The sequence below is a fragment of the Paracoccus aestuarii genome (assembly GCF_028553885.1).
Lineage (GTDB): Bacteria > Pseudomonadota > Alphaproteobacteria > Rhodobacterales > Rhodobacteraceae > Paracoccus > Paracoccus aestuarii.
Window position 1 is genome coordinate 1,044,115 of the sequence record NZ_CP067169.1, and the last position, 22,052, is coordinate 1,066,166.

Consider the following 22,052-nt stretch of genomic DNA (forward strand, 5'->3'; position numbering starts at 1 on the left):
GCCGTCCCGGGTCATCCTGCATCATGTGCAATCATGGAGGCAGGACGATGACCCGGACAGGATTGGCTTTGGCATTGCTGATGGGCAGCACTACATGGGCCTTCGCCCAACAGGCCGCCGACGCGATCGCCCCAGAGGGCGAATCCGGCGACCAGGTCCAGCTCGAGGCGTTCGGCGATCTGACCGAACCCGCCCGCGACGCGCTGGCCGCCAAGGCCGATGGCCGCCCGGTGACGGGGTCGGACTGGATGGTCTCGGCCGCCCATCCCCTGGCCGTCGAGGCGGGCGCCCGCGTGCTGGAGGCCGGCGGCAACGCGGCCGATGCGATGGTCGCGGTCCAGGTCGTTCTGGGCCTGGTTGAACCGCAGAGCTCGGGCCTGGGCGGCGGCGCCTTCCTGGTCTGGTATGACGCGGAAACAGGCGAGGTGACCACGCTGGATGGCCGCGAGACCGCGCCCTTCGCCGCCACGCCCACGCTGTTCCAGGATGACGAAGGCCAGCCCCTGGGCTTCATGGATGCCGTGGTCGGCGGTCGGTCGGTCGGCACCCCCGGCACGCCCCGCCTGATGGAGGTCGCGCACCGCAAATGGGGCCGCGCCAACTGGTCGGGCCTCTTCCAGGACGGCATCCGCCTGGCCGAGGACGGCTTTGCCGTCTCGCCGCGCCTGGCCACGCTGGTCGCGGGCGAGGGCGACGCGCTGGCCCGCTATCCCGCCACGACCGAGTATTTCTTCCCCGATGGCGCGCCGGTGGCCGAGGGTGCCACGCTGCAGAACCCCGCCTATGCCGAGACGCTGCGCGCGCTGGCGGCCGAGGGGGCCGACGCCTTCTATCGCGGCCCCATCGCCCAGCAGATCGTCGAGGCGGTCCGCGGCGCCGAGGACAATCCCGGCCTGCTGAGCCTGCGCGATCTGGAATCCTATCGCGTGGTGGAACGCCCGGCGGTCTGCGTGGAATACCGCGCCCATGACGTATGCGGGATGGGCCCGCCCTCGTCCGGCGGCCTGACCCTGGGCCAGATCCTGGGCATGCTGGAGGGCTATGACCTGCCCGGCATGGGCGCCGACAGCCCCGAGGCCTGGCGCCTGATCGGCGACGCCTCGCGCCTGGCCTTCGCGGATCGCGGCCGCTACATGGCCGATGTCGACTTCGTGCCCATGCCCACCGAGGGGCTGATCGACCGCGCCTATCTGGACGAACGGGCCACGCTGCTGTCAGGCGACGACAGCCTGCCCGAGGTCGCCCCCGGCCAGCCCGGCTGGAGCCATGCGATGCTCTGGGGTCAGGACAGCGCGCTGGAACTGCCCTCGACGACCCATATCTCGATCGTGGACGGGGACGGCAACGCCCTGTCGATGACCACGACGATCGAGAACGGCTTCGGCTCGCGCGTGATGGCGGGCGGTTTCCTGCTGAACAACGAGCTGACCGATTTCAGCTTCGAGACCCATGACGCCGACGGCTGGCCCATCGCCAACGCCATCGCGCCGGGCAAGCGCCCGCGGTCGTCCATGGCGCCGACCATCGTGCTGCAGGACGACATGCCGGTCATGGTGATCGGATCGCCGGGCGGCAGCCGCATTATCGGCTATGTCGCCAAGGCGGTCATCGCGCATCTGGATTGGGGAATGGATGTCCAGCAGGCCATCGACCTGCCCAATATCGTGAACCGCTTCGGCCCGATGGACATCGAGGCCGGCCTGCCCGAGGTGCTAACCGAGGGCCTGACCGCCGCGGGGTTCGAATTGAACGAGACCGCGCTGACATCCGGCCTGCAGGGCATCGTCCTGACGCCGGAGGGTCTGGAAGGTGGCGCCGACCCCCGGCGCGAAGGGATCGCCTTGGGCGGCTGACGGGAAACGGGGCAGGGGGCTGCCGCCCCCGCCTGCTGCGCAGGCCCCCCCGCGGGTATTGAAACAACGGAGAAATCAAGCGCGGGGCGCCCGGTCTTCTTCGTTGTCCAAATACCCATCTTGTCGACCGCGCAACAAAAAACCCCCGGCGGTCTGCCGGGGGTTTTCGGTGTCAAAGGCGCCTGATCAGGCGGCGGCCAGGTTGCGCAGCACGTAATGCAGCACACCGCCGTTCTTGAGATAGTCGATCTCGACCTCGGTATCGACGCGGGCCTTCAGCTGGATCGTCTTCTCGGTGCCGTCGGCGTATTTGATGGTGCAGGGCACCAGCGACAGCGGCTTGAATTCGCCCGACAGGCCCTCGATCGTGATGGTCTCGTCGCCGGTCAGGTTCAGCGAATGGCGGGTGTCGCCATTGGTGAACTCGAACGGGACGACGCCCATGCCGACCAGGTTCGAACGGTGGATGCGCTCGAAGCTTTCCGCGACCACGGCCTTGACGCCCAGCAGGTTGGTGCCCTTGGCCGCCCAGTCACGCGACGAGCCCGCGCCGTATTCCTTGCCGCCGAAGATCACCAGCGGGGTGTCCTGTTCGACATAGGACATCGCGGCGTCGTAGATCGCGGCCTGGTTGCCCTCCGCGTCCTTGGAATAGCCGCCTTCGACTCCGTCCAGCATCTCGTTCTTGATGCGTATATTGGCGAAGGTGCCGCGCATCATGATCTCGTGGTTGCCGCGGCGCGAGCCGTAGCTGTTGAAATCACGAGGTGCGACCTGGCGTTCGGTCAGGTATTTCCCGGCCGGGGTGGTCGGCTTGAACGAGCCCGCGGGCGAGATGTGGTCCGTGGTGATCATGTCGCCCAGAAGCGCCAGGACGCGGGCGCCCTTGACGTCGCTGATCGTGCCCGGCTCTTGCGACATGCCCTGGAAATAGGGCGGGTTCTGGATGTAGGTCGAGGAAGCCGGCCAGTCATAGGTCTCGCTGTCGGTGACCTCGACGCCCTGCCAGCGTTCGTCGCCCTTGAACACGTCGGCGTATTTCTTCTGGAACATCTCGCGCGTCACGATCGTGTCGACGAGGTCCGAGACCTCCTTCGAGGTCGGCCAGATGTCCTTCAGATAGACCGGCTTGCCGTCCGGCGTATGGGCCAGCGGATCCTTGGTCACGTCGATGTTCATGTCGCCCGCGATGGCATAGGCCACGACCAGCGGCGGCGAGGCCAGGTAGTTCGCGCGCACGTCGGGCGAGATGCGGCCCTCGAAGTTGCGGTTGCCCGACAGGACCGACACGGCGACCAGGTCGTTGTCATTCACGGCCTTCGAGATTTCGGGCTGCAGCGGGCCGGAATTGCCGATGCAGGTGGTGCAGCCGAAGCCCACCAGGTTGAAGCCGAGCGCGTCCAGGTCGTCCTGCAGGTTCGCTGCCTTCAGGTATTCCTCGACCACCTGCGAGCCGGGGGCCAGCGAGGTCTTGACCCAGGGCTTGCGGGTCAGGCCCAGCTCGCGCGCCTTGCGGGCGACGAGGCCGGCGGCCATCAGCACATAGGGGTTCGAGGTGTTGGTGCAGGAAGTGATCGAGGCGATCACGACCGAGCCGTCACGCAGCTCGTAATCCTCGCCGTCCACCTTGGCGGTGTTCAGGTGACCGTGGCTGCCGCCCGGGATCTCCTGCGGGGCGGGGTCGGGGGATCCGGCCTCGGCGGTCATCTTCTCCTTTTCGTCGGCGGGCACCGAGGGGGCCTTGCGCATCCCCTTGATGTATTCGCCGAAGACGCGCGAGGCGTCGGTCAGGGGAACGTGGTCCTGCGGGCGCTTGGGGCCCGAGATCGCCGGGACGACCGTGCTCTGGTCCAGCTCCAGCGTCGAGGAGTAGACGGGCGCATAATCCGCCGTGCGCCAGAAGCCGTTTTCCTTGGCATAGGCCTCGACCAGGGCGATGCGGTCCTCTTCGCGGCCGGTCTGGCGCAGATAGCGCAGAGTCTCGTCGTCGATCGGGAAGAAGCCGCAGGTCGCGCCGTATTCGGGGGCCATGTTGGCGATGGTCGCGCGGTCGGCCAGCGGCATGTGGTCCAGGCCTTCGCCGTAGAATTCGACGAACTTGCCGACGACGCCATGGGCGCGCAGCATCTGGGTGACCTTCAGCACCAGGTCGGTGGCGGTGACGCCCTCGCGCAGCGCGCCGGTGACCTTGAAGCCCACGACTTCCGGGATCAGCATCGAGATCGGCTGGCCCAGCATCGCGGCCTCGGCCTCGATGCCGCCCACGCCCCAGCCCAGGACGGCCAGGCCGTTGACCATGGTAGTGTGGCTGTCGGTGCCCACCAGCGTGTCGGGATAGGCGACGGTCTTGCCGTCCTGGTCGGTGTCGGTCCAGACGGTCTGGGCCAGGTATTCCAGGTTCACCTGGTGGCAGATGCCGGTGCCGGGCGGGACCACGCGGAAGTTGTTGAACGCCTTCTGGCCCCATTTCAGGAACGTATAACGCTCCATGTTGCGCTCGTATTCCAGCTCGACATTGCGCTGGAAGGCGCGGGGGGTGCCGAATTCGTCGATCATCACCGAGTGGTCGATGACCAGATCGACCGGGTTCAGCGGATTGATCTTCTGCGCGTCGCCGCCGAGCGCCTTGATGCCGTCGCGCATCGCGGCCAGGTCGACCACGGCCGGAACGCCGGTGAAGTCCTGCATCAGCACGCGGGCCGGGCGATAGGCGATCTCGCGCGCGGATTTGCCGCCATCGGCGGCCCATTGGGCAAAGGCCTTGATGTCGTCGGTGCTGACGGTGCGGCCGTCATCCTCGAAGCGCAGCATGTTCTCCAGCACGACCTTCAGCGCGGCCGGCAGTTTCGAGAAATCGCCAAGCCCCGCCTCGGTGGCGGCGGCGATCGAATAGTAATCGACGCTTTGCGCGCCCGCGCTCAGCGTGCGGCGCGTCTTGGCGGTGTCGGTTCCGGTCTGGATGGGCATCAAGGGCCTCCCTGTCTGCGAATATGGATGGGTCCGGCGTGCCCCTGATGTGCCCCATCGCCGGGACACGTTCAAGGGCGAGGTGGAAAGATTGTATGCGATTGCATACCATGTCCGCCCCTGTTGCTCAAGAGGCACGTTCGGGCACCTGTCCTGCCCTGCGGGTCCGCTGACGAAGCGTTGATTTGGCCTTTGGGGCGCAGAGCCGGTATCACCCCGGCTGTGACAAGCGATGGGAAACAGATCATGCCCGCAGAACGGGGGCCGGGGTTCTGGCGGATGCTGGCGGGGGGGCTGACGGCCTTGGTCGTCGCGGCGCCGATGGCCTGGGGCCAGGCTGCGCCCGACATGCTGCCCGATGCGGGGCTGGATGCGCCGCTGATCTCGGCCCCCGACGATCCGGGGCGGATGGCGCCGCAGGCCATGACATCGAACCTGCTGGGATCGGGGGGCGCGCCCGCGCCCCTGTCGGGCGAGGGTGCGCCCCCCGCCGTGGCCCTGTCGGCCCAGGCCAGCCCGGTCGTGGTCGAGCTGTTCACCTCGCAGGGCTGTTCGTCCTGCCCGCCGGCGGATGCGATGCTGACCATGCTGGCGGGGCAGGGCGATGTGCTGGCCCTGTCCTATCATGTCGATTACTGGGACTATCTGGGTTGGCCGGACAGTTTCGCGCGGCCCGAATTCACCGCGCGCCAGCATGATTACGCCCGCGCGGCGGGGGAACGCGCCGTCTATACCCCGCAGATGATCGTCGACGGGCAGGACACCGCCCTGTCGCCCGGCCCGGCCGAGCTGATGGCCCTGATCGACGTGCACCGCTATTCGCCCGCCATGCTGACCGTGCGCCGCGACCCCACCCCGGAGGGCGAGCGGATCGAGCTGCAACCCCTGTCCGATCTGGGCGGGGCGGTGGATGTGGTCTTCATCCGCTATGTCCCCGAACGCCGGGTCGAGATGCGGGCGGGCGAGAACCGCGGCCGCAGCGTGACCTACAGCAATGTCGTGGTGCAGGTGCAGCACCTGACCCGGTGGGACGGGCGCCAGCCCCTGCGCCTGTCGGTGCGGTCCGAACTGGTCGCCGACCCCGCCTTTCCGGCCGATGCGCGCCATGCGCTGCTGGTCCAGAAGATGCAGGGACAACCCGCGATGCCCGGCCCGATCCTGACCGCCATCCGCCTGGACTGAGCTTGCGGGGCGCGCCAAGCTGCGCGACAAGGACCGGCACCGCCGAATCAGCCGCCCCCGCAGGTGGCCACAGGAAGGCAAACCGATGGAAAACTCGAAACCCTGGCTGAAGCCCGCGCTGGAATTCGGACCCCTGATCCTGTTCTTCGCGGTCTTCATGCTCTATCGCACCGACACGGTCCTGATCGCGGGGCGGCCCTATGGCGGCTTCATCCTGGCGACGCTGGCCTTCATCCCCGCGCTGATGGCCACGACCGCGATCCAGTGGCGCATGACCGGCAAGCTGGCACCCATGCAGGTGGCCACGCTGGTCCTGGTCGTCGTCTTCGGCGGGCTGTCGGTCTGGCTGAACGATCCGCGCTTCTTCACGCTGAAGCCCACGATCATCTATCTGATGTTCGCGGCGATCCTGGGCACGGGGCTGATGCTGCGCCGCAACTGGCTGGGCGCCGTCCTGTCCGAGGCCCTGCCCATGGATGCCGAGGGCTGGCGCAAGCTGACCCTGCGCATGGCGCTGTTCTTCGTCTTCTTGGCGATGCTGAACGAGGTCGTCTGGCGCAACATGTCGGAATCCAGCTGGGTCTGGTTCAAGACCTTCGGCCTGCCGGTCCTGCTGTTCGTCTTCCTTCTGGGCAATGCCGGGCTCTATCGCGCGCATGCCCTGCCGCCCAAGGACGTCGCCGATGACGACCGCGCCCTCTGACGCGGTCGCCCGGCTGCCGCTGTCGGAACGACGGCTGGCGGTCTTTCTGATCAACATGGCCGGCGCGACCGAGCGTCTGGCGGCCATGACGGCGCGGCTGGATGCCCTGCACCTGCCCTTCACCCGGATCGAGGGCGTGGACGGCCGCGCCCTGAGCTTTCCCCATCCCGATTTCGACGAACGCGCCTATCGCATCCTGCATGGCCGCCGCACCACCCCGCCCGAGGTGGGATGCTATCTCAGCCATGTCGCGGCGGTGCGGGCCTTTCTGGACGGCGATGCCGACCTGGCCCTGATCCTGGAGGATGACGTCACCTTCGCGCCCGATTTCCTGACCGCGCTGGACCGCGCCGCGACCCAGGGGCGGCTGTGGAACCTGCTGCGGCTGACCTCGGTCAATTGCGGGCGGAAATACGCGATGCGGGACCTGGGGCAGGGGCGGCGGCTGGCCGTGGCGCTGACGCGGGAAAAGGGGGCGGGGGCCTATGTGATCGACCGGATCGCCGCCGCCTGGATCCTGGACCGGCTGATGCCGATGCGCCTGGCTTGGGACATCGCCTTCGACCTGGAATACCTGGCGGGGCTGCGGGCGGCCTTCATCGACCCGCTGCCGGCCTCGCAGATCTCGGACCATCCGACCCAGATCCAGTCGGGGCTGGCGGCCTACAAGCTGGGGCGGTCGCGATACCTGACCGTGCTGCCCTATCGCGCCTGGCTGGAGCTGGCGCGCGTCGCCTGCCGCGGCTGGCGGCTGGCGGGGGCGCGGCGGGGATCACGCGCGCAGCCCAGCCAGGACGGCGGGGCCGGGCAGTAGGCGTGACCAGCGCGGCTGGCCGCTGACCGGCAGGTGGTGGCGCAGCAGCCCCAGGGGCAGCGCCCAGGGGTGGCACAGCGCCGCACGATAGAACGGGAACAGCCCTTGGCGCAGATAGGGCGTCCAATGCGACATCAGCCGCGCCCCCCGCGCCGTCGGAAAGCCCAGATCGGCCAGCCCGTCCAGCGTCGCCGGATCGTCGATCTGCAGATCGACCCAGTTCGCCCGCCGCTGCGCCAAGCCCGCGCCCAAGGCCCGGCTGCGGCCCCGTGACAACAGCTGCTCCAGCGCGAAGTCGAAGGGGTCGTTCTCGCGCGCGGTGACGTTCAGCACCTCGGCCCCCTGGGCGCCGGGGGCGTCCAGCGCGGCCTGGGCGCGGTCCTGGAATTCGGCGGCGTTCAGCAGCACGACGCGCCCCGCCGTGCCGGCCCCCGCATGGGCCAGCGCCTGCAGCGCGACGCGCCCGCCCAGGGAATGGCCGATCAGCCCCACGGGCCGCCCGCCCGCCTGCGCCAGCCGGTCCATCAGCCGGGCCACCGCGACCCCCGCGCCCTCGGCCCGGTCATAGGCGTGGCGCAGGCGGCCGCGCGCCTCCCAGCCAAAGCCGATGGCCAGCCCCTCGCCCGGGCTGCCGTCGAAGCCCAGGCCGCGGGGCCAGGACACATGGCCCGGCCGGTCCAGCGGCGACAGGATGTGGCGATGCGGGTCATGGGCGGGGCGCGCCGGGGAATAGCGATAGCCGTGCAGCATCACCAGGATCGGCGCGCCGGGCGGCAGGTCGCGCGCCGCGCGCGCCAGCGCATCGGGCCATTCCGCACCGGCATTCACCCCGATCACCGCCATGCTGGCCCCCTTGCGCCGCCGCGTTCCCGCGGACCTTGACGCAAGGCTGCGACAGGGCGGTGAAGGAAGCGTTAATCCCCCGTGACGTTGCCGGTGCACCCCCTTTGCGGCACGCATCCGGGGCCACATCCAAGGGGGGGGGCGTTTTCTGCATTGAATTTTCCCCCGTCCCGCCGCTATGCTGGACCCCACGCGCAGCGGCGGCCCGCAGGGTCCGTCACGCGCCGACAGTTTCGCAGCGCGGCACCTCTCTGATCCCGAAGACCGGGTAGGCCAGTGTCCCGCGGAAAACCCCGGCCCCGTGGCGCCGCCAGACGGCGCGGCGCAGGGGTCAGACGCATAGCGGCCCGGCCTTTCAGGCTAGCGGCCATCCTAAGGAACAGACGCGATGACGCGCGCTTTGGACGGCAGAGAACGGAACGGACGGGCCTCGGGCGCCGCCGGACCGGATGTCCGTCACGGTGACGCGCCCGTGTCCCCATCACACCGCAGAACCGCAGCGGGGGCGCCTGACGCGCCGCCCGGCCTTCGGCTGCGCGAAAGACATATCAATGGCAAAGAAAATGCTGATCGACGCCACCCATTCCGAGGAAACTCGGGTGGTCGTGGTCGATGGAACCAAGGTCGAGGAATTTGATTTCGAGACCGCCAACCGGCGGCAGCTGTCGGGAAACATCTACCTGGCCAAGGTGACGCGGGTCGAACCCTCGCTGCAGGCGGCCTTCGTGGATTACGGCGGGAACCGCCACGGATTTCTGGCATTTGCCGAGATTCACCCGGATTACTACCAGATCCCCGCCGCCGACCGCGAGGCCCTGAAGGCCGAGGAACGCGCCGATGCCGAGGCCCAGGAGGCCGAGGAGGAGCGTAGCCGGTCGCGCCGCAAGCCCCGCGCCGAAGCCGCCGAGGCCGGCGACGCCGACGAGGCGACCTCGGATGACGACGACATCGAATCGGTCGCCGACGAGGACGTGACCGAGGAGGTCCGCGCCCCCAGAAAGCCCCGCGCCCGCCGCTACAAGATCCAGGAGGTGATCAAGGTCCGCCAGATCATGCTGGTCCAGGTCGTCAAGGAGGAACGCGGCAACAAGGGTGCGGCGCTGACCACCTATCTGTCGCTGCCCGGCCGCTATTGCGTGCTGATGCCCAACACCGCGCGCGGCGGCGGCATCAGCCGCAAGATCACGAACGCCGTGGACCGCAAGAAGCTGAAGGACATCGCGAACGAGCTGGACGTGCCCAAGGGCGCGGGCCTGATCATCCGCACCGCCGGCAGCCAGCGCACCCGGACCGAGATCCGCCGCGACTACGAATACCTGCTGCGGCTGTGGGAGCAGATCCGCGACCTGACCTTCAAGTCGATCGCCCCCGCCGCGATCTACGAGGAAGGCGACCTGATCAAGCGCAACATCCGCGACCTCTATTCCAAGGAGATCGACGAGGTGCTGGTCGAGGGAGAGCGCGGCTATCGCCTGGCCAAGGACTTCATGCGCATGATCATGCCGACCCATGCGCGCAACGTCGTCCATTACCAGGACCAGATGCCGCTTTTCGCCCGCTACCAGGTGGAAAGCTATCTCTCGGGCATGTTCAACCCGGTCGTTCAGCTGAAATCGGGCGGCTACATCGTCATCGGCGTGACCGAGGCGCTGGTGGCCATCGACGTGAACTCGGGCCGGGCCACCAAGGAGGGCTCGATCGAGGAGACCGCGCTCAAGACCAACCTGGAGGCCGCCGACGAGGTCGCCCGCCAGCTGCGCCTGCGCGACCTGGCAGGCCTGATCGTGATCGACTTCATCGACATGGACGAGCGTCGCAACAACGCCGCCGTGGAAAAGCGCATGAAGGAGCGGCTGAAATCCGACCGTGCCCGCATCCAGGTGGGCCGCATCTCGGGCTTTGGCCTGATGGAGATGTCGCGCCAGCGCCTGCGCCCGGGCATGCTGGAATCCACCACCCAACCCTGCGCGCATTGCCACGGCACCGGCCTGATCCGCAGCGATGACAGCTTGGCGCTGACCATCCTGCGCGCCATCGAGGAGGAGGGCACCCGCAAGCGCTCGCGCGAGGTTCTGGTGCGCGCGCCGATCGCGGTGGCCAATTTCCTGATGAACGCCAAACGCGAGCATGTGGCGGGCATCGAGGCGCGCTATGGCATGTCCGTGCGGGTCGAGGCCGACCCGGCTCTGGTCTCGCCCGATTACGCGATCGAGAAGTTCAAGACCGCCACCCGCGTGGTTCCCGAACCGGGCCATGTCCCCTTGGGCGTCAATGCCGACCTGATGGCCAGCATCGATGAGGAGGAGGACCTGGACGACATCGCCGAGGAGGCCGATCACGACGCGCCCGAGGCCGAGACCCCCGAGACCGAGACCCCGACGGCGGAGGCCTCCGAGGACGCCGCCCCGCAGGACCGCGCCGAGGCATCGGATGCCGAGGAGGGTGACGCTGATGGCGAGGGCCGCTCGCGCCGCCGTCGCCGCCGTCGTCGGCGCAAGAACGGCGACCGGAGCGAGGGGGACGAGGGTCAGAATTCGGAGGGCCAGGCCGCCGAGGCCCAGCCCGCCGAGGTCCAGCCTGCCGAGGCCGATGCGACTTCGGACCGTGCCGCCGAGGAGGCGCCCGTCGCCACCCCGGCCGAGGCCGTCGCCGATGCGATCCCCGCCGATGCCGAACCCGCCGAGGCGGTCGAGGCGCCGCAATCGCGCGGCCGCAGCCGCTCGCGCAGCCGGTCCCGGTCGCGCAAGCCCGCCGAGGCGGCGCCCCTGCCGGAGGTCGTCGATCTGGACGCCGAGGCCGATGATCGCGCCGAAGCCCTGCCGGGCCTGAACGCCGCCCCCGAGGCGCCCGCTCAGGAAGCCCCCGCCCAGGAGGCCCCTGCGACGGAGGCCCCCGTGCAGGAGGTGGCCGCGACGGAAGTCCCTGTGGCCCAGCCCGAACCGGCCGCCGCGGCGGATGCACAGGCTGAGGCGCCCGCGCGGCCCGAGCCCGCCGCCGAGGTCGCCGCCGAGGCCCCCGTCCCGGCCAATCAGCCCGAGGCCGCCGCGCCCTCCAAGCGCCGCGGCTGGTGGTCGGGCCGCTAGGTTCCGCGGACATCGGAAAGCAGGGGGCGCGGCAGGAATGCCGCGCCCCTTTTGCATGACGCAGCCGTGACGCCTTGCCCCCTGTCAATTCCGGGCCTGCCGACTAAGGTGGCCGCCATGCTGGGAATCGAACTCGCCACCGCCGCCTTTCTGCCCGCCGCCTTCGTGGCGCTGCTGGCGGGGTTTCTGTCCTTCCTGTCGCCCTGCGTGCTGCCGATCGTGCCGCCTTATCTGGCCTATATGACCGGGGTGGGCGTCAACGGTCTGAAGCAGCGGGAACGCAGCGCGGTCATGCCCGCGCTGTTCTTCGTGATGGGGCTGTCGACGGTCTTTCTGGTGATGGGTTTCGCGGCATCGGCCTTCGGGCGGGCCTTTCTGCAATATCAGGACATGCTGGCGCGGATCGCGGGGGTGATGGTGGTCATCATGGGCCTGCATTTCCTGCATGTCATCCGCATCCCCATCCTGGATCAGGAGGCGCGGCTGCAGACCGACCGCCAAGGGGGCGGGGCCTTGGGGGCCTATGTGCTGGGCCTGGCCTTCGCCTTCGGCTGGACGCCCTGCATCGGCCCGCAGCTGGGGATGATCCTGTCCCTGGCCGCGACGGGGGGGGAATTGTCGCGCGGCACCGCGCTGCTGGCGGTCTATGCCTTGGGCCTGGGCATCCCCTTCCTGCTGGCCGCGATCTTCATCAACCGGGCGATCGGGCTCATGAACCGCATCAAGCCCTGGCTGAAGACGATCGAGCGGGTGATGGGCGCGCTGCTGGTCGTGGTGGGGGTGATGCTGCTGACGGGGGCCTTCTCGGCCTTCAGCTTCTGGCTGTTGGAGACCTTTCCGGCGCTGGCCGCCCTGGGGTGATGCCGGGGGCTGGCATGCGGGCCGGTTTCGGGCCAGCATGACGCTTTGCCCAAAGGTGACCCATGGCCCGACCGACCGCCCTGCCTCCGCCCGATGCCGATGCGCGCCGCAGCGTGCGCCCGGTGATCTGCTATCCGGTGGACAGCCTGCCGCGCCCCGACATCGCCGCGTTCCAGGCCGCGCGGGCGGGCTGGCGCATGGTGGACGAGGTGACCGTGCCGCCCCGCGCGGCGCGGGGCTTTTCCGTCCCCGCCGGGCATTTCTTTCGCATCACCAGCGTCGAGGGGCCGCAGGTCGGCGATCTGAACCTGTGGTCACAGGACCTGTCCGAACGGTTCTATTCCGGCAAGACCCGGGCGCTGCATGGCAGTCACCTGACCACCGGCGACCGGCTGTGGTCGGGCTTTCCCGGCCTGCGGCCCATGGCCACGATCACCGATGACAGCCTGGGCTGGTACGGCATCGACGCGGATGGCGGATCGGTCCATGACGTGATCGGCACGCGCTGCGATCCCTATACCCATAACCTGCTGTCGGGGGGCCAGTATCACCGCTGCTGCCATTCCAACCTGACCCGCGCGGTGGCCGCCGCCCGCGACCTGTCGCTGCCCCGGGCCGAGGCGCTGGTCCATGACGTGCTGAACGTCTTCATGTGCACGGGTTTCACCCGCGACACGGGCCAGTATTTCATGAAGGCCAGCCCCGTGCGCCCCGGCGATTTCCTGGAATTCTGGGCCGAGATCGACCTCTTCGGCGCGCTGTCGGCCTGTCCGGGCGGCGATTGCGGGGGGGAACATTCCTCGGATGCGGCCGCCTGCCACCCGCTGCTGGTCCAGGTCTTCCGGCCCCAAGCCGCGCCCGAGGGCTGGGCGCCGCCCGCGCCGAACGGCTATGACCAGAGCCATGGCGGTCACGATCCCGTCTAGAGCGTCCGCGCTGCGGCCAAACCGCGCAATCTGTGGTGGCGCAAGCGGGGGTTTCGGGCTATCCTTCCCCTCAGATCCGGGAAAACCGGACAGGACAGAGGCAGTGACGGCGGTATTCCCATGACCGAGATGGTCTTCGGCACGGCGCCCGTGCGCGCGGGCGACCCGATTTTCCCCCGCTGGTGGCGGACCTTGGACAAATGGTCGCTGACCTGCGTCCTGGGCCTGTTCGCGATCGGGTTGCTCTTGGGGTTGGCGGCCTCGGTTCCCTTGGCGGAAAAGAACAACCTGCCGCGGTTCTACTATGTCCAGCGCCAGGCGGTGTTCGGGGCCATGGGCCTGGTCACGATGCTGGTCATCTCGATGATGTCGCCGCGCCAGATCCGGCGGATCGGGGTGCTGGGCTTTGCGGTGTCCTTCCTGATGATCCTGGCCCTGCCGGTGATCGGCACGGATTTCGGCAAGGGGGCCACGCGCTGGCTGTCCTTGGGCTTCGTGTCGCTGCAGCCCTCGGAATTCCTGAAGCCCGGCTTCGTCGCGATCTGCGCCTGGTTCATCGCCGCCGGCCAGCAGGTCGGCGGGCCGCCGGGCCGGATGCTGTCCTTCGTGATCGCGGTGGTGGTCGTCGTGCTGCTGGCGCTGCAGCCGGATTTCGGGCAGGCCTCGCTGGTGCTGTTTTCCTGGCTGGTGATGTATTTCGTCGCAGGCTCTCCGGTCACGATCCTTGTGGTGGTGCTGGGCTTGGCGGGCGCGGGCGGGCTGGTGGCCTATAACGGGTCCGAGCATTTCGCCCGCCGCATCGACAGCTTCCTGTCATCCGAGATCGACGCCAACACCCAGATCTATTTCGCCACCAACGCCATCCAGGAGGGCCGCTTCTTCGGCGTGGGCGTGGGCGAGGGGTCGGTGAAATGGTCGCTGCCCGACGCGCATACCGATTTCATCATCGCCGTGGCGGCCGAGGAATACGGCTTCGTCATGGTGCTGGCGATCATCTGTCTTTACGCCGCGATCGTGCTGCGGTCGCTGCTGCGGCTGGTGCGCGAACGCGACGCCTTCGCGCGGATCGCGGGCACGGGCCTGGCCTGCGCCTTCGGGGTGCAGGCGCTGATCAACATGGGCGTGGCCGTGCGGCTGCTGCCGGCCAAGGGGATGACGCTGCCCTTCGTCAGCTATGGCGGCTCGTCGGTCATCGCCTCGGGCATCGCCTTGGGCATGCTGCTGGCGCTGACGCGCACGCGCCCCCAGGGCGAATTCGCCGAAATCCTGCGTCGGGGCCGCTGATGACCGCCAGACATGCCCTGATCGCCGCCGGGGGCACCGGCGGCCACATGTTTCCCGCCCAGGCCCTGGCCGAGCTGTTGCTGGAGCGCGGCTGGCGGGTCACCCTGTCCACCGACGACCGGGGCGCGCGCTATGCGGGCGGCTTTCCCGATGCGGTGACGCGGCAGGTCGTGGCATCGGCCACCACCGCGCGGGGCGGGGCCATCGGCAAGCTGGCCGCGCCCTTCCGCATCGCGCAGGGCGTGATGGCCGCGCGCCGCGCCTTTCGCCGCGACCGCCCGGCGGTGGTGATCGGCTTTGGCGGCTATCCGACCATCCCGGCCATGTCGGCGGCGCGGATCATGGGCCTGCCGCGCATCATCCATGAACAGAACGGGGTGATGGGCCGGGTGAACCGGCTGTTCGCATCCCGCGTCCACCGCATCGCCTGCGGCACCTGGCCCACCGACCTGCCGCCGGGGGTGACGGGCGCGCATGTCGGCAACCCGGTCCGCAGCGCCGTCCTGGACCGCGCGGCCAGCCCCTATGCGCCCCCCGGGGACGGGCCGCTGAACCTGCTGGTCATCGGCGGCAGCCAAGGTGCGCGCGTCCTGTCCCAGGTCGTCCCCGCGGCGATCCTGTCCCTGCCGGACGATCTGCGCGCGCGGCTGCGCGTCAGCCATCAGGCCCGGGCCGAGGATGTGGACCGCGTCGCCCGCGCCTATGGCGATGCGGGCATCCAGGCCGTCGTGCGGCCCTTTTTCGACGATGTGCCCGACCGGATCGCGGATGCGCATCTGGTCGTGTCGCGATCCGGCGCATCCTCGCTGGCCGATATCACGGTGATCGGGCGGCCTTCGATCCTGATCCCCTTTGCGGCGGCGACGGGCGATCACCAGACCGCCAATGCGCAGGCTTTGGCCGATGCGGGCGCGGCGCATGTCCATCCCGAATCCGTCCTTGACGCCGAAAGCCTGGCGCGCGACATCCGCGCGATCCTGACCGACCCGGCCCAGGCCAGCGCCATGGCGCAGGCCGCGCTGGACCTGGCGCGCCCCGATGCGGCGCGCCGCCTGTACGACCTCGTCGAGGAGATGACACGATGAACGCAGCCACCAAACTGCCCGGCGAGCTGGGCCCCATCCATTTCGTGGGCATCGGCGGCATCGGCATGTCGGGCATCGCCGAGGTGCTGCTGACCTTGGGCTATCGCGTGCAGGGCAGCGATGCCAAGCGTTCCAAGATCACCGACCGGCTGGAGACCCTGGGCGCCACCGTCTTCGAAGGCCAGCGCGCCGAGAATATCGAGGGCGCGGGCGTCGTGGTCATCTCGACCGCGATCAAGAAGGGCAATCCGGAACTGGAGGAGGCGCGTCTGCGCGGCCTGCCCGTCGTGCGCCGCGCCGAGATGCTGGCCGAGCTGATGCGCATGAAATCCAACATCGCCATTGCCGGCACCCATGGCAAGACGACGACCACCACCATGGTCGCGACCCTGCTGGATGCGGGCGGGCTGGACCCGACGGTGATCAATGGCGGCGTGATCCACGCCTATGGGTCCAACGCGCGGGCGGGTGCGGGCGAATGGATGGTGGTCGAGGCCGACGAGAGCGACGGCAGCTTCAACCGCCTGCCCGCCGACATCGCCATCGTGACGAATATCGACCCCGAGCATATGGAACATTGGGGCAGCTTCGACGCGCTGCGCCAAGGGTTCTACAATTTCGCCTCGGGGATCCCCTTCTACGGGCTGGCGGTCTGCTGCACCGACCACCCCGAGGTGCAGGCCCTGGTCGGTCGCCTGACCGACCGCCGCGTGGTGACCTTCGGCTTCAACGCCCAGGCCGATGTGCGCGCGATCAACCTGCGCTATGACCGCGGCATCGCGCATTTCGACATCGCCCTGCAGGGCGAGGGCCGCGATGGCGACATCCCCGTGATCGAGGGCTGCACCCTGCCCATGCCGGGCGATCACAACGTTTCGAACGCGCTGTCGGCGGTGGCGGTCGCGCGCCATCTGGGCATCAAGCGCGCCGAGATCCGCGAGGCCTTGGCCAAGTTCGCCGGCGTCGGCCGCCGCTTCACCCGCGTGGGCGAGGTGGGGGGCGTCACCATCATCGACGATTACGGCCACCACCCGGTGGAAATCGCCGCCGTTCTCAAGGCCGCGCGCCAGGCGGGGCAGGGGCGCGTCATCGCGGTCCATCAGCCGCATCGCTATTCGCGCCTGTCCTCGCTGTTCGAGGATTTCTGCACCTGCTTCAACGAGGCCGATGTGGTCGCCATCGCCGATGTCTATGGCGCGGGCGAGGAGCCCATTCCGGGTGCGTCGCGCGACGATCTGGTGGCGGGGCTGATCGCCCATGGCCACCGCCATGCCCGCGCGATCCTGTCCGAGGATGACCTGGAACGGCTGGTCCGCGAACAGGCCCGGCCCGGCGACATGGTGGTCTGCCTGGGGGCGGGGACGATCTCGGCCTGGGCGAATGCGCTGCCGATGCGCCTGCAGGGCCGCGCCGCATGACCCAGGCCGCCCAATGGGCGCTGTCGCCGGCCTTGCCGCTGGTGGCGGCGGTCCTGTGGGTGGCGATGGCCTGGCCGCTGCCGCGCCTGCCGGGCCGGATGCGGCGCCGCCTTGGCTGGGGGCTGGCCTTGGCGGGCGTGCCGGTCCTGGGGCTGCTGACGCTGAACTGGGGCCCGGGCCTCGGGGTGGCGGGGCTGGGCATCGGGCTGGCGCTGCTGGTCTGGCGCCAGGGGGTGCGGCCGGTGACGGGCGGGCCGTCATGAACCCCTGGCTGATCGCCGCGGCCTGCCTGGCGGGGGCGGGGTTCCTGTCCTGGGGCACGGCGCGGCTTGGGCTGCGCTGGCCCTTGGTGATCCTGGCCGGGCTGCTGGCGGCCATATCGGGTCAGCTGTTCCTGGCGGCGCGCGGGCAGGGGGGCTTTCACGATCTGGCCGCCGCCATCGCCCAGGTCTTCACGGTGCTGCCCGCCCTGGCGGGCATTGGGCTGGGCCTGGGGGTGGCGCGGCTGCGTGGCCACAGGCTGGCTTGGCGCAGCCTGCCCGGCGCGGTGATCCTGGCGGGGCTGGCCGCCGCCGCGGCGGCGGCTGCGGGGACGCTGCTGCTGTGATCCCCCCATCCCCCGCGCGGGGGCATGCGGTTGACGGTCCGCCCGCCGCTGGCTACCACCGGGGCATCATGAGCATTGACCTTCCCACCCCCCGCGGCGCCCTGATCCCCGATCGACCCTTGGACGGCCTGACCTGGCTGCGCGTCGGAGGCCCCGCCGACTGGCTGTTCCAACCCGCGGACGAGGATGACCTGGCCGATTTCCTGGCCGCGCTGGACCCCGCCATGCCGGTCTTTCCCATGGGCGTGGGCAGCAACCTGATCGTGCGCGACGGCGGCATCCGGGGCGTGGTCATCCGGCTCGGCCGGGCCTTCAACAGCGTCGAGATCGAGGGTGGCGTGGTCACCGTCGGCGCCGCCTGCCTGGATGCGCAGGTCGCCCGCCGCGCGGCGGAGGCGGGGCTGGACCTGACCTTCCTGCGCACCATCCCGGGCAGCATCGGCGGCGCGGTGCGGATGAATGCGGGCTGCTACGGCAGCTATCTGGCCGATCACCTGATCGACGCGCAGGCGGTCACGCGCGACGGCCGCCGCGTCACGCTGACGCCCGACGACCTGCGCTTTGGCTATCGCCAGTCGCATCTGCCCGAGGGCTGGGTGCTGACCGGCGCGCGGCTGCGCGCGGCGCCGGGCGATCCGGACGCGCTGCATGCGCGCATGGCCGATCAGCTGGCGCGGCGCGATGCCAGCCAGCCCACCCAGGACCGCAGCGCCGGATCGACCTTCCGCAACCCCGCCGGGTACAGCTCGACCGGGCGGGCCGACGATGTCCACGACCTGAAGGCCTGGGCGCTGATCGACCGGGCGGGCCTGCGCGGGCACAGCTGGGGCGGCGCGCAGATGTCGGAAAAGCACCCCAATTTCCTGGTCAATACCGGCGGCGCCACCGCGCATGAGCTGGAGACCCTGGGCGAGCTGGTCCGCCGCCGCGTCCTGGAGGAGACCGGCCACGACCTGCAATGGGAGGTCATCCGCATCGGCGATCCGGCGCCGGACGCCGCCTGATCGCGCAACATTCTGCGCCGCCTGCCGAATTTCGGCTTTTGCGGTTCGCGCTTTGCTTGTATCCTGCCCTGAACCGACGCCGCCACCAAGGACGGCGCGGCATGGCAAAGCCCCGGATCAACCGGGCGAAAGGCGAACAACGTGGCGGGCAGGTCGAGCAGGACAGCCCACTCGGTCGCCGTCCTGATGGGCGGACCCTCGGCGGAACGCGAGGTGTCCCTGTCATCGGGGCGGGAATGCGCGGATGCGCTGCGGGTGGCGGGATATGACGTGACCGAGATCGATCTCGGGACCGGGCGGGGGGACGAAATCGTCCGCCGCCTGAGCGATGCGCGCCCCGATGTCGTCTTCAACGCCCTGCATGGCCGATGGGGCGAGGATGGCTGCGTCCAGGGCCTGCTGGAATGGATGGGCCTGCCCTATACCCATTCGGGCGTGCTGGCATCGGCCCTGGCCATGGACAAGACCCGCGCCAAGGAGGCATTCCGCGCCGCGGGCCTGCCGGTCGTGGAAAGCGTCATCGCCGATGCGGACGAGGTCCGCCGCCGCCACGTCATTCCGCCCCCCTATGTCGTCAAGCCCAATGACGAGGGATCCTCCGTCGGGGTCTATATCGTGCATGACGGCGCGAACCAGCCCCCCGCGCTCGGCCCCGAGATGCCCGCCCGGGTGATGGTCGAGACCTATGCGCCGGGGCGCGAGCTGACGACCACGGTGATGGGCGACCGCGCGCTGGACGTGACCGAGATCCTGACCGATGGCTGGTACGACTATGCCGCGAAATACACGGTCGGCGGGTCGCGCCACGTCATCCCCGCCGCCATCCCCGACGAGATCCGCCAAGCCTGCCTGGACATGGCCTGCCGCGCGCATCGGGCGCTTGGCTGCGCGGGGTTGTCGCGGACCGATTTCCGGTGGGACGAGGCGCGCGGCATCGCCGGGCTGGTCATCCTGGAGGTGAACACCCAGCCCGGCATGACGCCCACCAGCCTGGCCCCCGAACAGGCCGCCCATGCGGGCATCGATTTCCCGGCGCTGATGCGCTGGATGGTGGAGGACGCGCTGTGCCGGTCGTGATCGATCACCGCCCCGGAAAACAGATCACCCCGCCCCCCGCGCGGCAGCGGCGCGACCCCGCGCCCTCGCGCCTGAAATACCGGTTGGAGCGGATGTGGCTGACGCCGCTCTATCGCCGGGTGCTGCGGGTGGGGGTGCCTGCCTTCGTGCTGGCCATGGTGGCGGGGCTGTGGCTGGCCGACGAGGATCGCCGCGCCGCCCTGACCCAGAACGTCACCGAGGTCGTCACCAAGGTCCAGAGCCGCGACGAATTCCAGGTCCGCGTCATGACGATCGAGGGTGCCAGCCCGGTCGTCGACCGGGCGCTGCGCGCGATGCTGCCGGTGGACCTGCCGGCCTCCAGCTTCGACATCGACCTGGCGGCCTTGCGCCTGCAGGTGATGCAGCTGGATGCGGTGGACACGATCGACCTGCGCATCAAGCCGGGCGGCATCCTGTCGGCGGTGGTGGTGGAACGCGTGCCCGCGATCCTGTGGCGCCATGCGCGCGGCATCGACATGCTGGATGCGGGCGGCCATCGCGTCGCCTCCGTCACCTCGCGCGAGGTGCGGCCCGAACTGCCGCTGATCTCGGGCGAGGGGGCGGATCTGGTCACCGAGGAGGCGCTGGCGCTGTTCGACGCGGCCGGTCCCATCCTGCCCCGCGTACGCGGGCTGGTGCGGCGGGGCGAACGGCGGTGGGACCTGGTGCTGGATCACGGCCAGCGGATCATGCTGCCCGAGACCGGCGCCGTGATCGCGCTGGAGGCCGCGATCGCGCTGGACCGGGCCGAGGACATGCTGGGCCGCGACATCGTCGCGGTCGATCTGCGCGACCCGTCGCGGCCGGTCCTGCGCCTGGGGATCGACGCGCGCAACACGATCCGCACGGCACGCGGCCTGCCGATGCTGGCGCCCGATGGCAGCGTGCTGCCCGAACAGACCGAAGGCTGACGAAACACAAGGGAGGGAACGGCGAATGGCAGACCTGTATCAGACGCAGCGCGCGATGCGGAACATCCGCCGTGCCGCCCTGCAGCGCGGCGTGATCGGCATCCTGGATATCGGCACGTCCAAGATCGCATGCCTGGTGCTGCGCTTCGACGGAACCGGCACGTTCCGGGAAACCGACGGGGTGGGGCCCATGGCGGGCCAGGCGAATTTCCGGGTGATCGGCGCCGCCTCGACCCGGTCGCGCGGCATGCGCCGGGGCGAGATCGAGACCATGGCCGAGACCGAGCGCGCCATCCGCACCGTCGTCGCCGCCGCCCAGAAGGTCGCGGGCGTGCGCGTCGATCACGTCATCGCCTGCCTGTCGGGCGGCCAGCCGGCCTCCTATGGCCTGGCGGGGGAGATCGTGCTGGCCTCGGGCAAGGTGGGCGAACATGACGTGGCCTCGGTCCTGGCGGCCTGCGAGGTGCCCGATTTCGGCCGCGGCCGCGAGGTGCTGCACGCCCAGCCCGTGAATTTCGCCGTGGACAACCGCACCAGCCTGGCCGATCCGCGCGACCATCTGGGCAACAAGCTGTTCTGCGACATGCATGTGCTGACCGTGGATGGCGACGTGATCGGCAATCTGGTGCAATGCATCCGCCGCTGCGACCTGGAACTGGCGGGCATCGCATCGGCCCCCTATGCCTCGGCCCGCGCCTCTCTGGTCGAGGATGAACAGGAGCTGGGCGCGGCCTGCATCGATTTCGGGGGCGGCGGCACGGGCGTGTCGATCTTCGTCAAGAAGCACATGATCTTCTCCGATCATGTGCCCATCGGCGGCAACCTGATCACCCAGGACATCGCCCAGGGGCTGCGCGTGGGCCTGCCCATGGCCGAACGGCTGAAGACCCTGAACGGCGGGGTCGAGGCGACGGGCCGCGACGACCGCGACATGATCGACGTGGGCGGCGGCACCGGCGATTGGGACAGCGACCGCCGCCAGGTCAGCCGCGCCGATGTGATCGGCGTCATGCGCCCCCGCGTCGAGGAGATCCTGGAACATGTCCGCGAGGTGCTGGACGCGGCCGGCTTCGACTGCATGCCCAGCCAGCAGATCGTGCTGACCGGGGGCGGCAGCCAGATCCCCGGCCTCGACGGGCTGGCCGCGCGGATCCTGGGCCCCAATGTGCGCTGCGGGCGGCCGCTGCGCATCGACGGGCTGGCCCATCAGCTGACCGATCCTAGCTTTTCCAGCGCCGTCGGGCTGGCGCTGTTCGCGGCCCATCCCCAGGACGAATGGTGGGATTTCGAGATGCCGGCCGACAGCTATCCCGGGCGCAGCCTGCGCCGTGCCTACCGGTGGTTCAAACACAACTGGTAAGCCCGTTTCCCGCGCGTAGTGGGGTGGTGGGGCTTTCCCCACCACATTCTGCG

Annotated in this window: 18 protein-coding genes; 16 read left to right on the forward strand and 2 right to left on the reverse strand. The window is 69.6% G+C overall.

The window, feature by feature from the left end; all coding sequences use genetic code 11:
• Positions 1-47 precede the first annotated feature (47 nt).
• The gene (gene ggt / locus JHW48_RS05405; protein ID WP_119885319.1) at positions 48-1,853 is read left to right on the forward strand and encodes a gamma-glutamyltransferase; all 1,806 of its coding nucleotides are present in this window, start codon (positions 48-50) and stop codon (positions 1,851-1,853) included.
• Between the two features lie 186 nt (positions 1,854-2,039).
• Here the strand turns inward: ggt and acnA are convergent, their stop codons facing one another.
• Positions 2,040-4,820: an aconitate hydratase AcnA gene (acnA, locus tag JHW48_RS05410; protein ID WP_119885320.1), complete on the reverse strand. Its 2,781-nt coding sequence runs from the start codon at positions 4,818-4,820 to the stop codon at positions 2,040-2,042.
• Between the two features lie 246 nt (positions 4,821-5,066).
• Between acnA and JHW48_RS05415 the strand changes: the two genes are divergently transcribed.
• The 3 genes from JHW48_RS05415 (at position 5,067) to JHW48_RS05425 (ending at position 7,519) form a co-directional block, all read left to right on the forward strand.
• Positions 5,067-6,002, forward strand: coding sequence for a DUF1223 domain-containing protein (locus JHW48_RS05415; protein ID WP_119885321.1), 936 nt, complete (start codon positions 5,067-5,069; stop codon positions 6,000-6,002).
• 85 nt (positions 6,003-6,087) lie between these two features.
• Positions 6,088-6,705, forward strand: coding sequence for an inner membrane-spanning protein YciB (locus JHW48_RS05420; protein WP_119885322.1), 618 nt, complete (start codon positions 6,088-6,090; stop codon positions 6,703-6,705).
• On the forward strand, positions 6,686-7,519 hold the full coding sequence (locus tag JHW48_RS05425; protein WP_119885323.1) for a glycosyltransferase family 25 protein: 834 nt from the start codon (positions 6,686-6,688) through the stop codon (positions 7,517-7,519). Before JHW48_RS05420 ends, JHW48_RS05425 begins: the two co-directional genes overlap by 20 nt.
• On the opposite strand, the gene JHW48_RS05430 is transcribed toward JHW48_RS05425, so the two are convergent.
• Entirely contained in the window at positions 7,478-8,362 is an 885-nt protein-coding gene (locus JHW48_RS05430; RefSeq protein ID WP_170152233.1) for an alpha/beta fold hydrolase, read from the reverse strand. The two genes, JHW48_RS05425 and JHW48_RS05430, sit on opposite strands and share 42 nt — an antisense overlap.
• Before the next feature lie 551 nt (positions 8,363-8,913).
• Between JHW48_RS05430 and JHW48_RS05435 the strand changes: the two genes are divergently transcribed.
• From JHW48_RS05435 to ftsA, 12 genes are all read left to right on the forward strand, one after another.
• Positions 8,914-11,445: a ribonuclease E/G gene (locus JHW48_RS05435; protein ID WP_119885325.1), complete on the forward strand. Its 2,532-nt coding sequence runs from the start codon at positions 8,914-8,916 to the stop codon at positions 11,443-11,445.
• A 117-nt stretch (positions 11,446-11,562) separates the two neighbouring features.
• Positions 11,563-12,306 (forward strand): cytochrome c biogenesis CcdA family protein, encoded by a 744-nt coding sequence (locus tag JHW48_RS05440; protein ID WP_119885326.1) that lies wholly within the window; start codon positions 11,563-11,565, stop codon positions 12,304-12,306.
• Between the two features lie 62 nt (positions 12,307-12,368).
• Positions 12,369-13,232, forward strand: coding sequence for an urea carboxylase-associated family protein (locus tag JHW48_RS05445; protein ID WP_119885327.1), 864 nt, complete (start codon positions 12,369-12,371; stop codon positions 13,230-13,232).
• Between the two features lie 120 nt (positions 13,233-13,352).
• Positions 13,353-14,516 (forward strand): FtsW/RodA/SpoVE family cell cycle protein, encoded by a 1,164-nt coding sequence (locus JHW48_RS05450; RefSeq protein WP_119885328.1) that lies wholly within the window; start codon positions 13,353-13,355, stop codon positions 14,514-14,516.
• The gene (murG, locus tag JHW48_RS05455) at positions 14,516-15,601 is read left to right on the forward strand and encodes an undecaprenyldiphospho-muramoylpentapeptide beta-N-acetylglucosaminyltransferase (RefSeq protein ID WP_119885329.1); all 1,086 of its coding nucleotides are present in this window, start codon (positions 14,516-14,518) and stop codon (positions 15,599-15,601) included. The genes JHW48_RS05450 and murG overlap by 1 nt, the downstream gene beginning before the upstream one ends.
• Positions 15,598-17,019, forward strand: a complete 1,422-nt coding sequence (murC, locus tag JHW48_RS05460; RefSeq protein ID WP_119885330.1) for a UDP-N-acetylmuramate--L-alanine ligase — start codon at positions 15,598-15,600, stop codon at positions 17,017-17,019. Before murG ends, murC begins: the two co-directional genes overlap by 4 nt.
• The gene (locus tag JHW48_RS05465) at positions 17,016-17,282 is read left to right on the forward strand and encodes a DUF2484 family protein (RefSeq protein WP_119885331.1); all 267 of its coding nucleotides are present in this window, start codon (positions 17,016-17,018) and stop codon (positions 17,280-17,282) included. The genes murC and JHW48_RS05465 overlap by 4 nt, the downstream gene beginning before the upstream one ends.
• Positions 17,279-17,626, forward strand: a complete 348-nt coding sequence (locus JHW48_RS05470) for a hypothetical protein (protein WP_119885332.1) — start codon at positions 17,279-17,281, stop codon at positions 17,624-17,626. Before JHW48_RS05465 ends, JHW48_RS05470 begins: the two co-directional genes overlap by 4 nt.
• Before the next feature lie 68 nt (positions 17,627-17,694).
• Entirely contained in the window at positions 17,695-18,630 is a 936-nt protein-coding gene (gene murB / locus JHW48_RS05475; RefSeq protein ID WP_119885333.1) for a UDP-N-acetylmuramate dehydrogenase, read from the forward strand.
• 186 nt (positions 18,631-18,816) lie between these two features.
• The gene (locus tag JHW48_RS05480) at positions 18,817-19,707 is read left to right on the forward strand and encodes a D-alanine--D-alanine ligase (RefSeq protein WP_240637720.1); all 891 of its coding nucleotides are present in this window, start codon (positions 18,817-18,819) and stop codon (positions 19,705-19,707) included.
• On the forward strand, positions 19,695-20,639 hold the full coding sequence (locus tag JHW48_RS05485) for a cell division protein FtsQ/DivIB (protein WP_240637722.1): 945 nt from the start codon (positions 19,695-19,697) through the stop codon (positions 20,637-20,639). Before JHW48_RS05480 ends, JHW48_RS05485 begins: the two co-directional genes overlap by 13 nt.
• 25 nt (positions 20,640-20,664) lie before the next feature.
• Entirely contained in the window at positions 20,665-21,999 is a 1,335-nt protein-coding gene (gene ftsA, locus JHW48_RS05490; protein ID WP_119885335.1) for a cell division protein FtsA, read from the forward strand.
• Positions 22,000-22,052: the final 53 nt, after the last annotated feature.

Coding starts and splice junctions, on each gene's coding strand:
- ggt (WP_119885319.1), top strand. CDS start 48: ATGACCCGGACAGGATTGGCTTTGGCATTGCTGATGGGCAGCACTACA.
- acnA (WP_119885320.1), bottom strand. CDS start 4,820: ATGCCCATCCAGACCGGAACCGACACCGCCAAGACGCGCCGCACGCTG.
- JHW48_RS05415 (WP_119885321.1), top strand. CDS start 5,067: ATGCCCGCAGAACGGGGGCCGGGGTTCTGGCGGATGCTGGCGGGGGGG.
- JHW48_RS05420 (WP_119885322.1), top strand. CDS start 6,088: ATGGAAAACTCGAAACCCTGGCTGAAGCCCGCGCTGGAATTCGGACCC.
- JHW48_RS05425 (WP_119885323.1), top strand. CDS start 6,686: ATGACGACCGCGCCCTCTGACGCGGTCGCCCGGCTGCCGCTGTCGGAA.
- JHW48_RS05430 (WP_170152233.1), bottom strand. CDS start 8,362: ATGGCGGTGATCGGGGTGAATGCCGGTGCGGAATGGCCCGATGCGCTG.
- JHW48_RS05435 (WP_119885325.1), top strand. CDS start 8,914: ATGGCAAAGAAAATGCTGATCGACGCCACCCATTCCGAGGAAACTCGG.
- JHW48_RS05440 (WP_119885326.1), top strand. CDS start 11,563: ATGCTGGGAATCGAACTCGCCACCGCCGCCTTTCTGCCCGCCGCCTTC.
- JHW48_RS05445 (WP_119885327.1), top strand. CDS start 12,369: ATGGCCCGACCGACCGCCCTGCCTCCGCCCGATGCCGATGCGCGCCGC.
- JHW48_RS05450 (WP_119885328.1), top strand. CDS start 13,353: ATGACCGAGATGGTCTTCGGCACGGCGCCCGTGCGCGCGGGCGACCCG.
- murG (WP_119885329.1), top strand. CDS start 14,516: ATGACCGCCAGACATGCCCTGATCGCCGCCGGGGGCACCGGCGGCCAC.
- murC (WP_119885330.1), top strand. CDS start 15,598: ATGAACGCAGCCACCAAACTGCCCGGCGAGCTGGGCCCCATCCATTTC.
- JHW48_RS05465 (WP_119885331.1), top strand. CDS start 17,016: ATGACCCAGGCCGCCCAATGGGCGCTGTCGCCGGCCTTGCCGCTGGTG.
- JHW48_RS05470 (WP_119885332.1), top strand. CDS start 17,279: ATGAACCCCTGGCTGATCGCCGCGGCCTGCCTGGCGGGGGCGGGGTTC.
- murB (WP_119885333.1), top strand. CDS start 17,695: ATGAGCATTGACCTTCCCACCCCCCGCGGCGCCCTGATCCCCGATCGA.
- JHW48_RS05480 (WP_240637720.1), top strand. CDS start 18,817: ATGGGCGGACCCTCGGCGGAACGCGAGGTGTCCCTGTCATCGGGGCGG.
- ftsA (WP_119885335.1), top strand. CDS start 20,665: ATGGCAGACCTGTATCAGACGCAGCGCGCGATGCGGAACATCCGCCGT.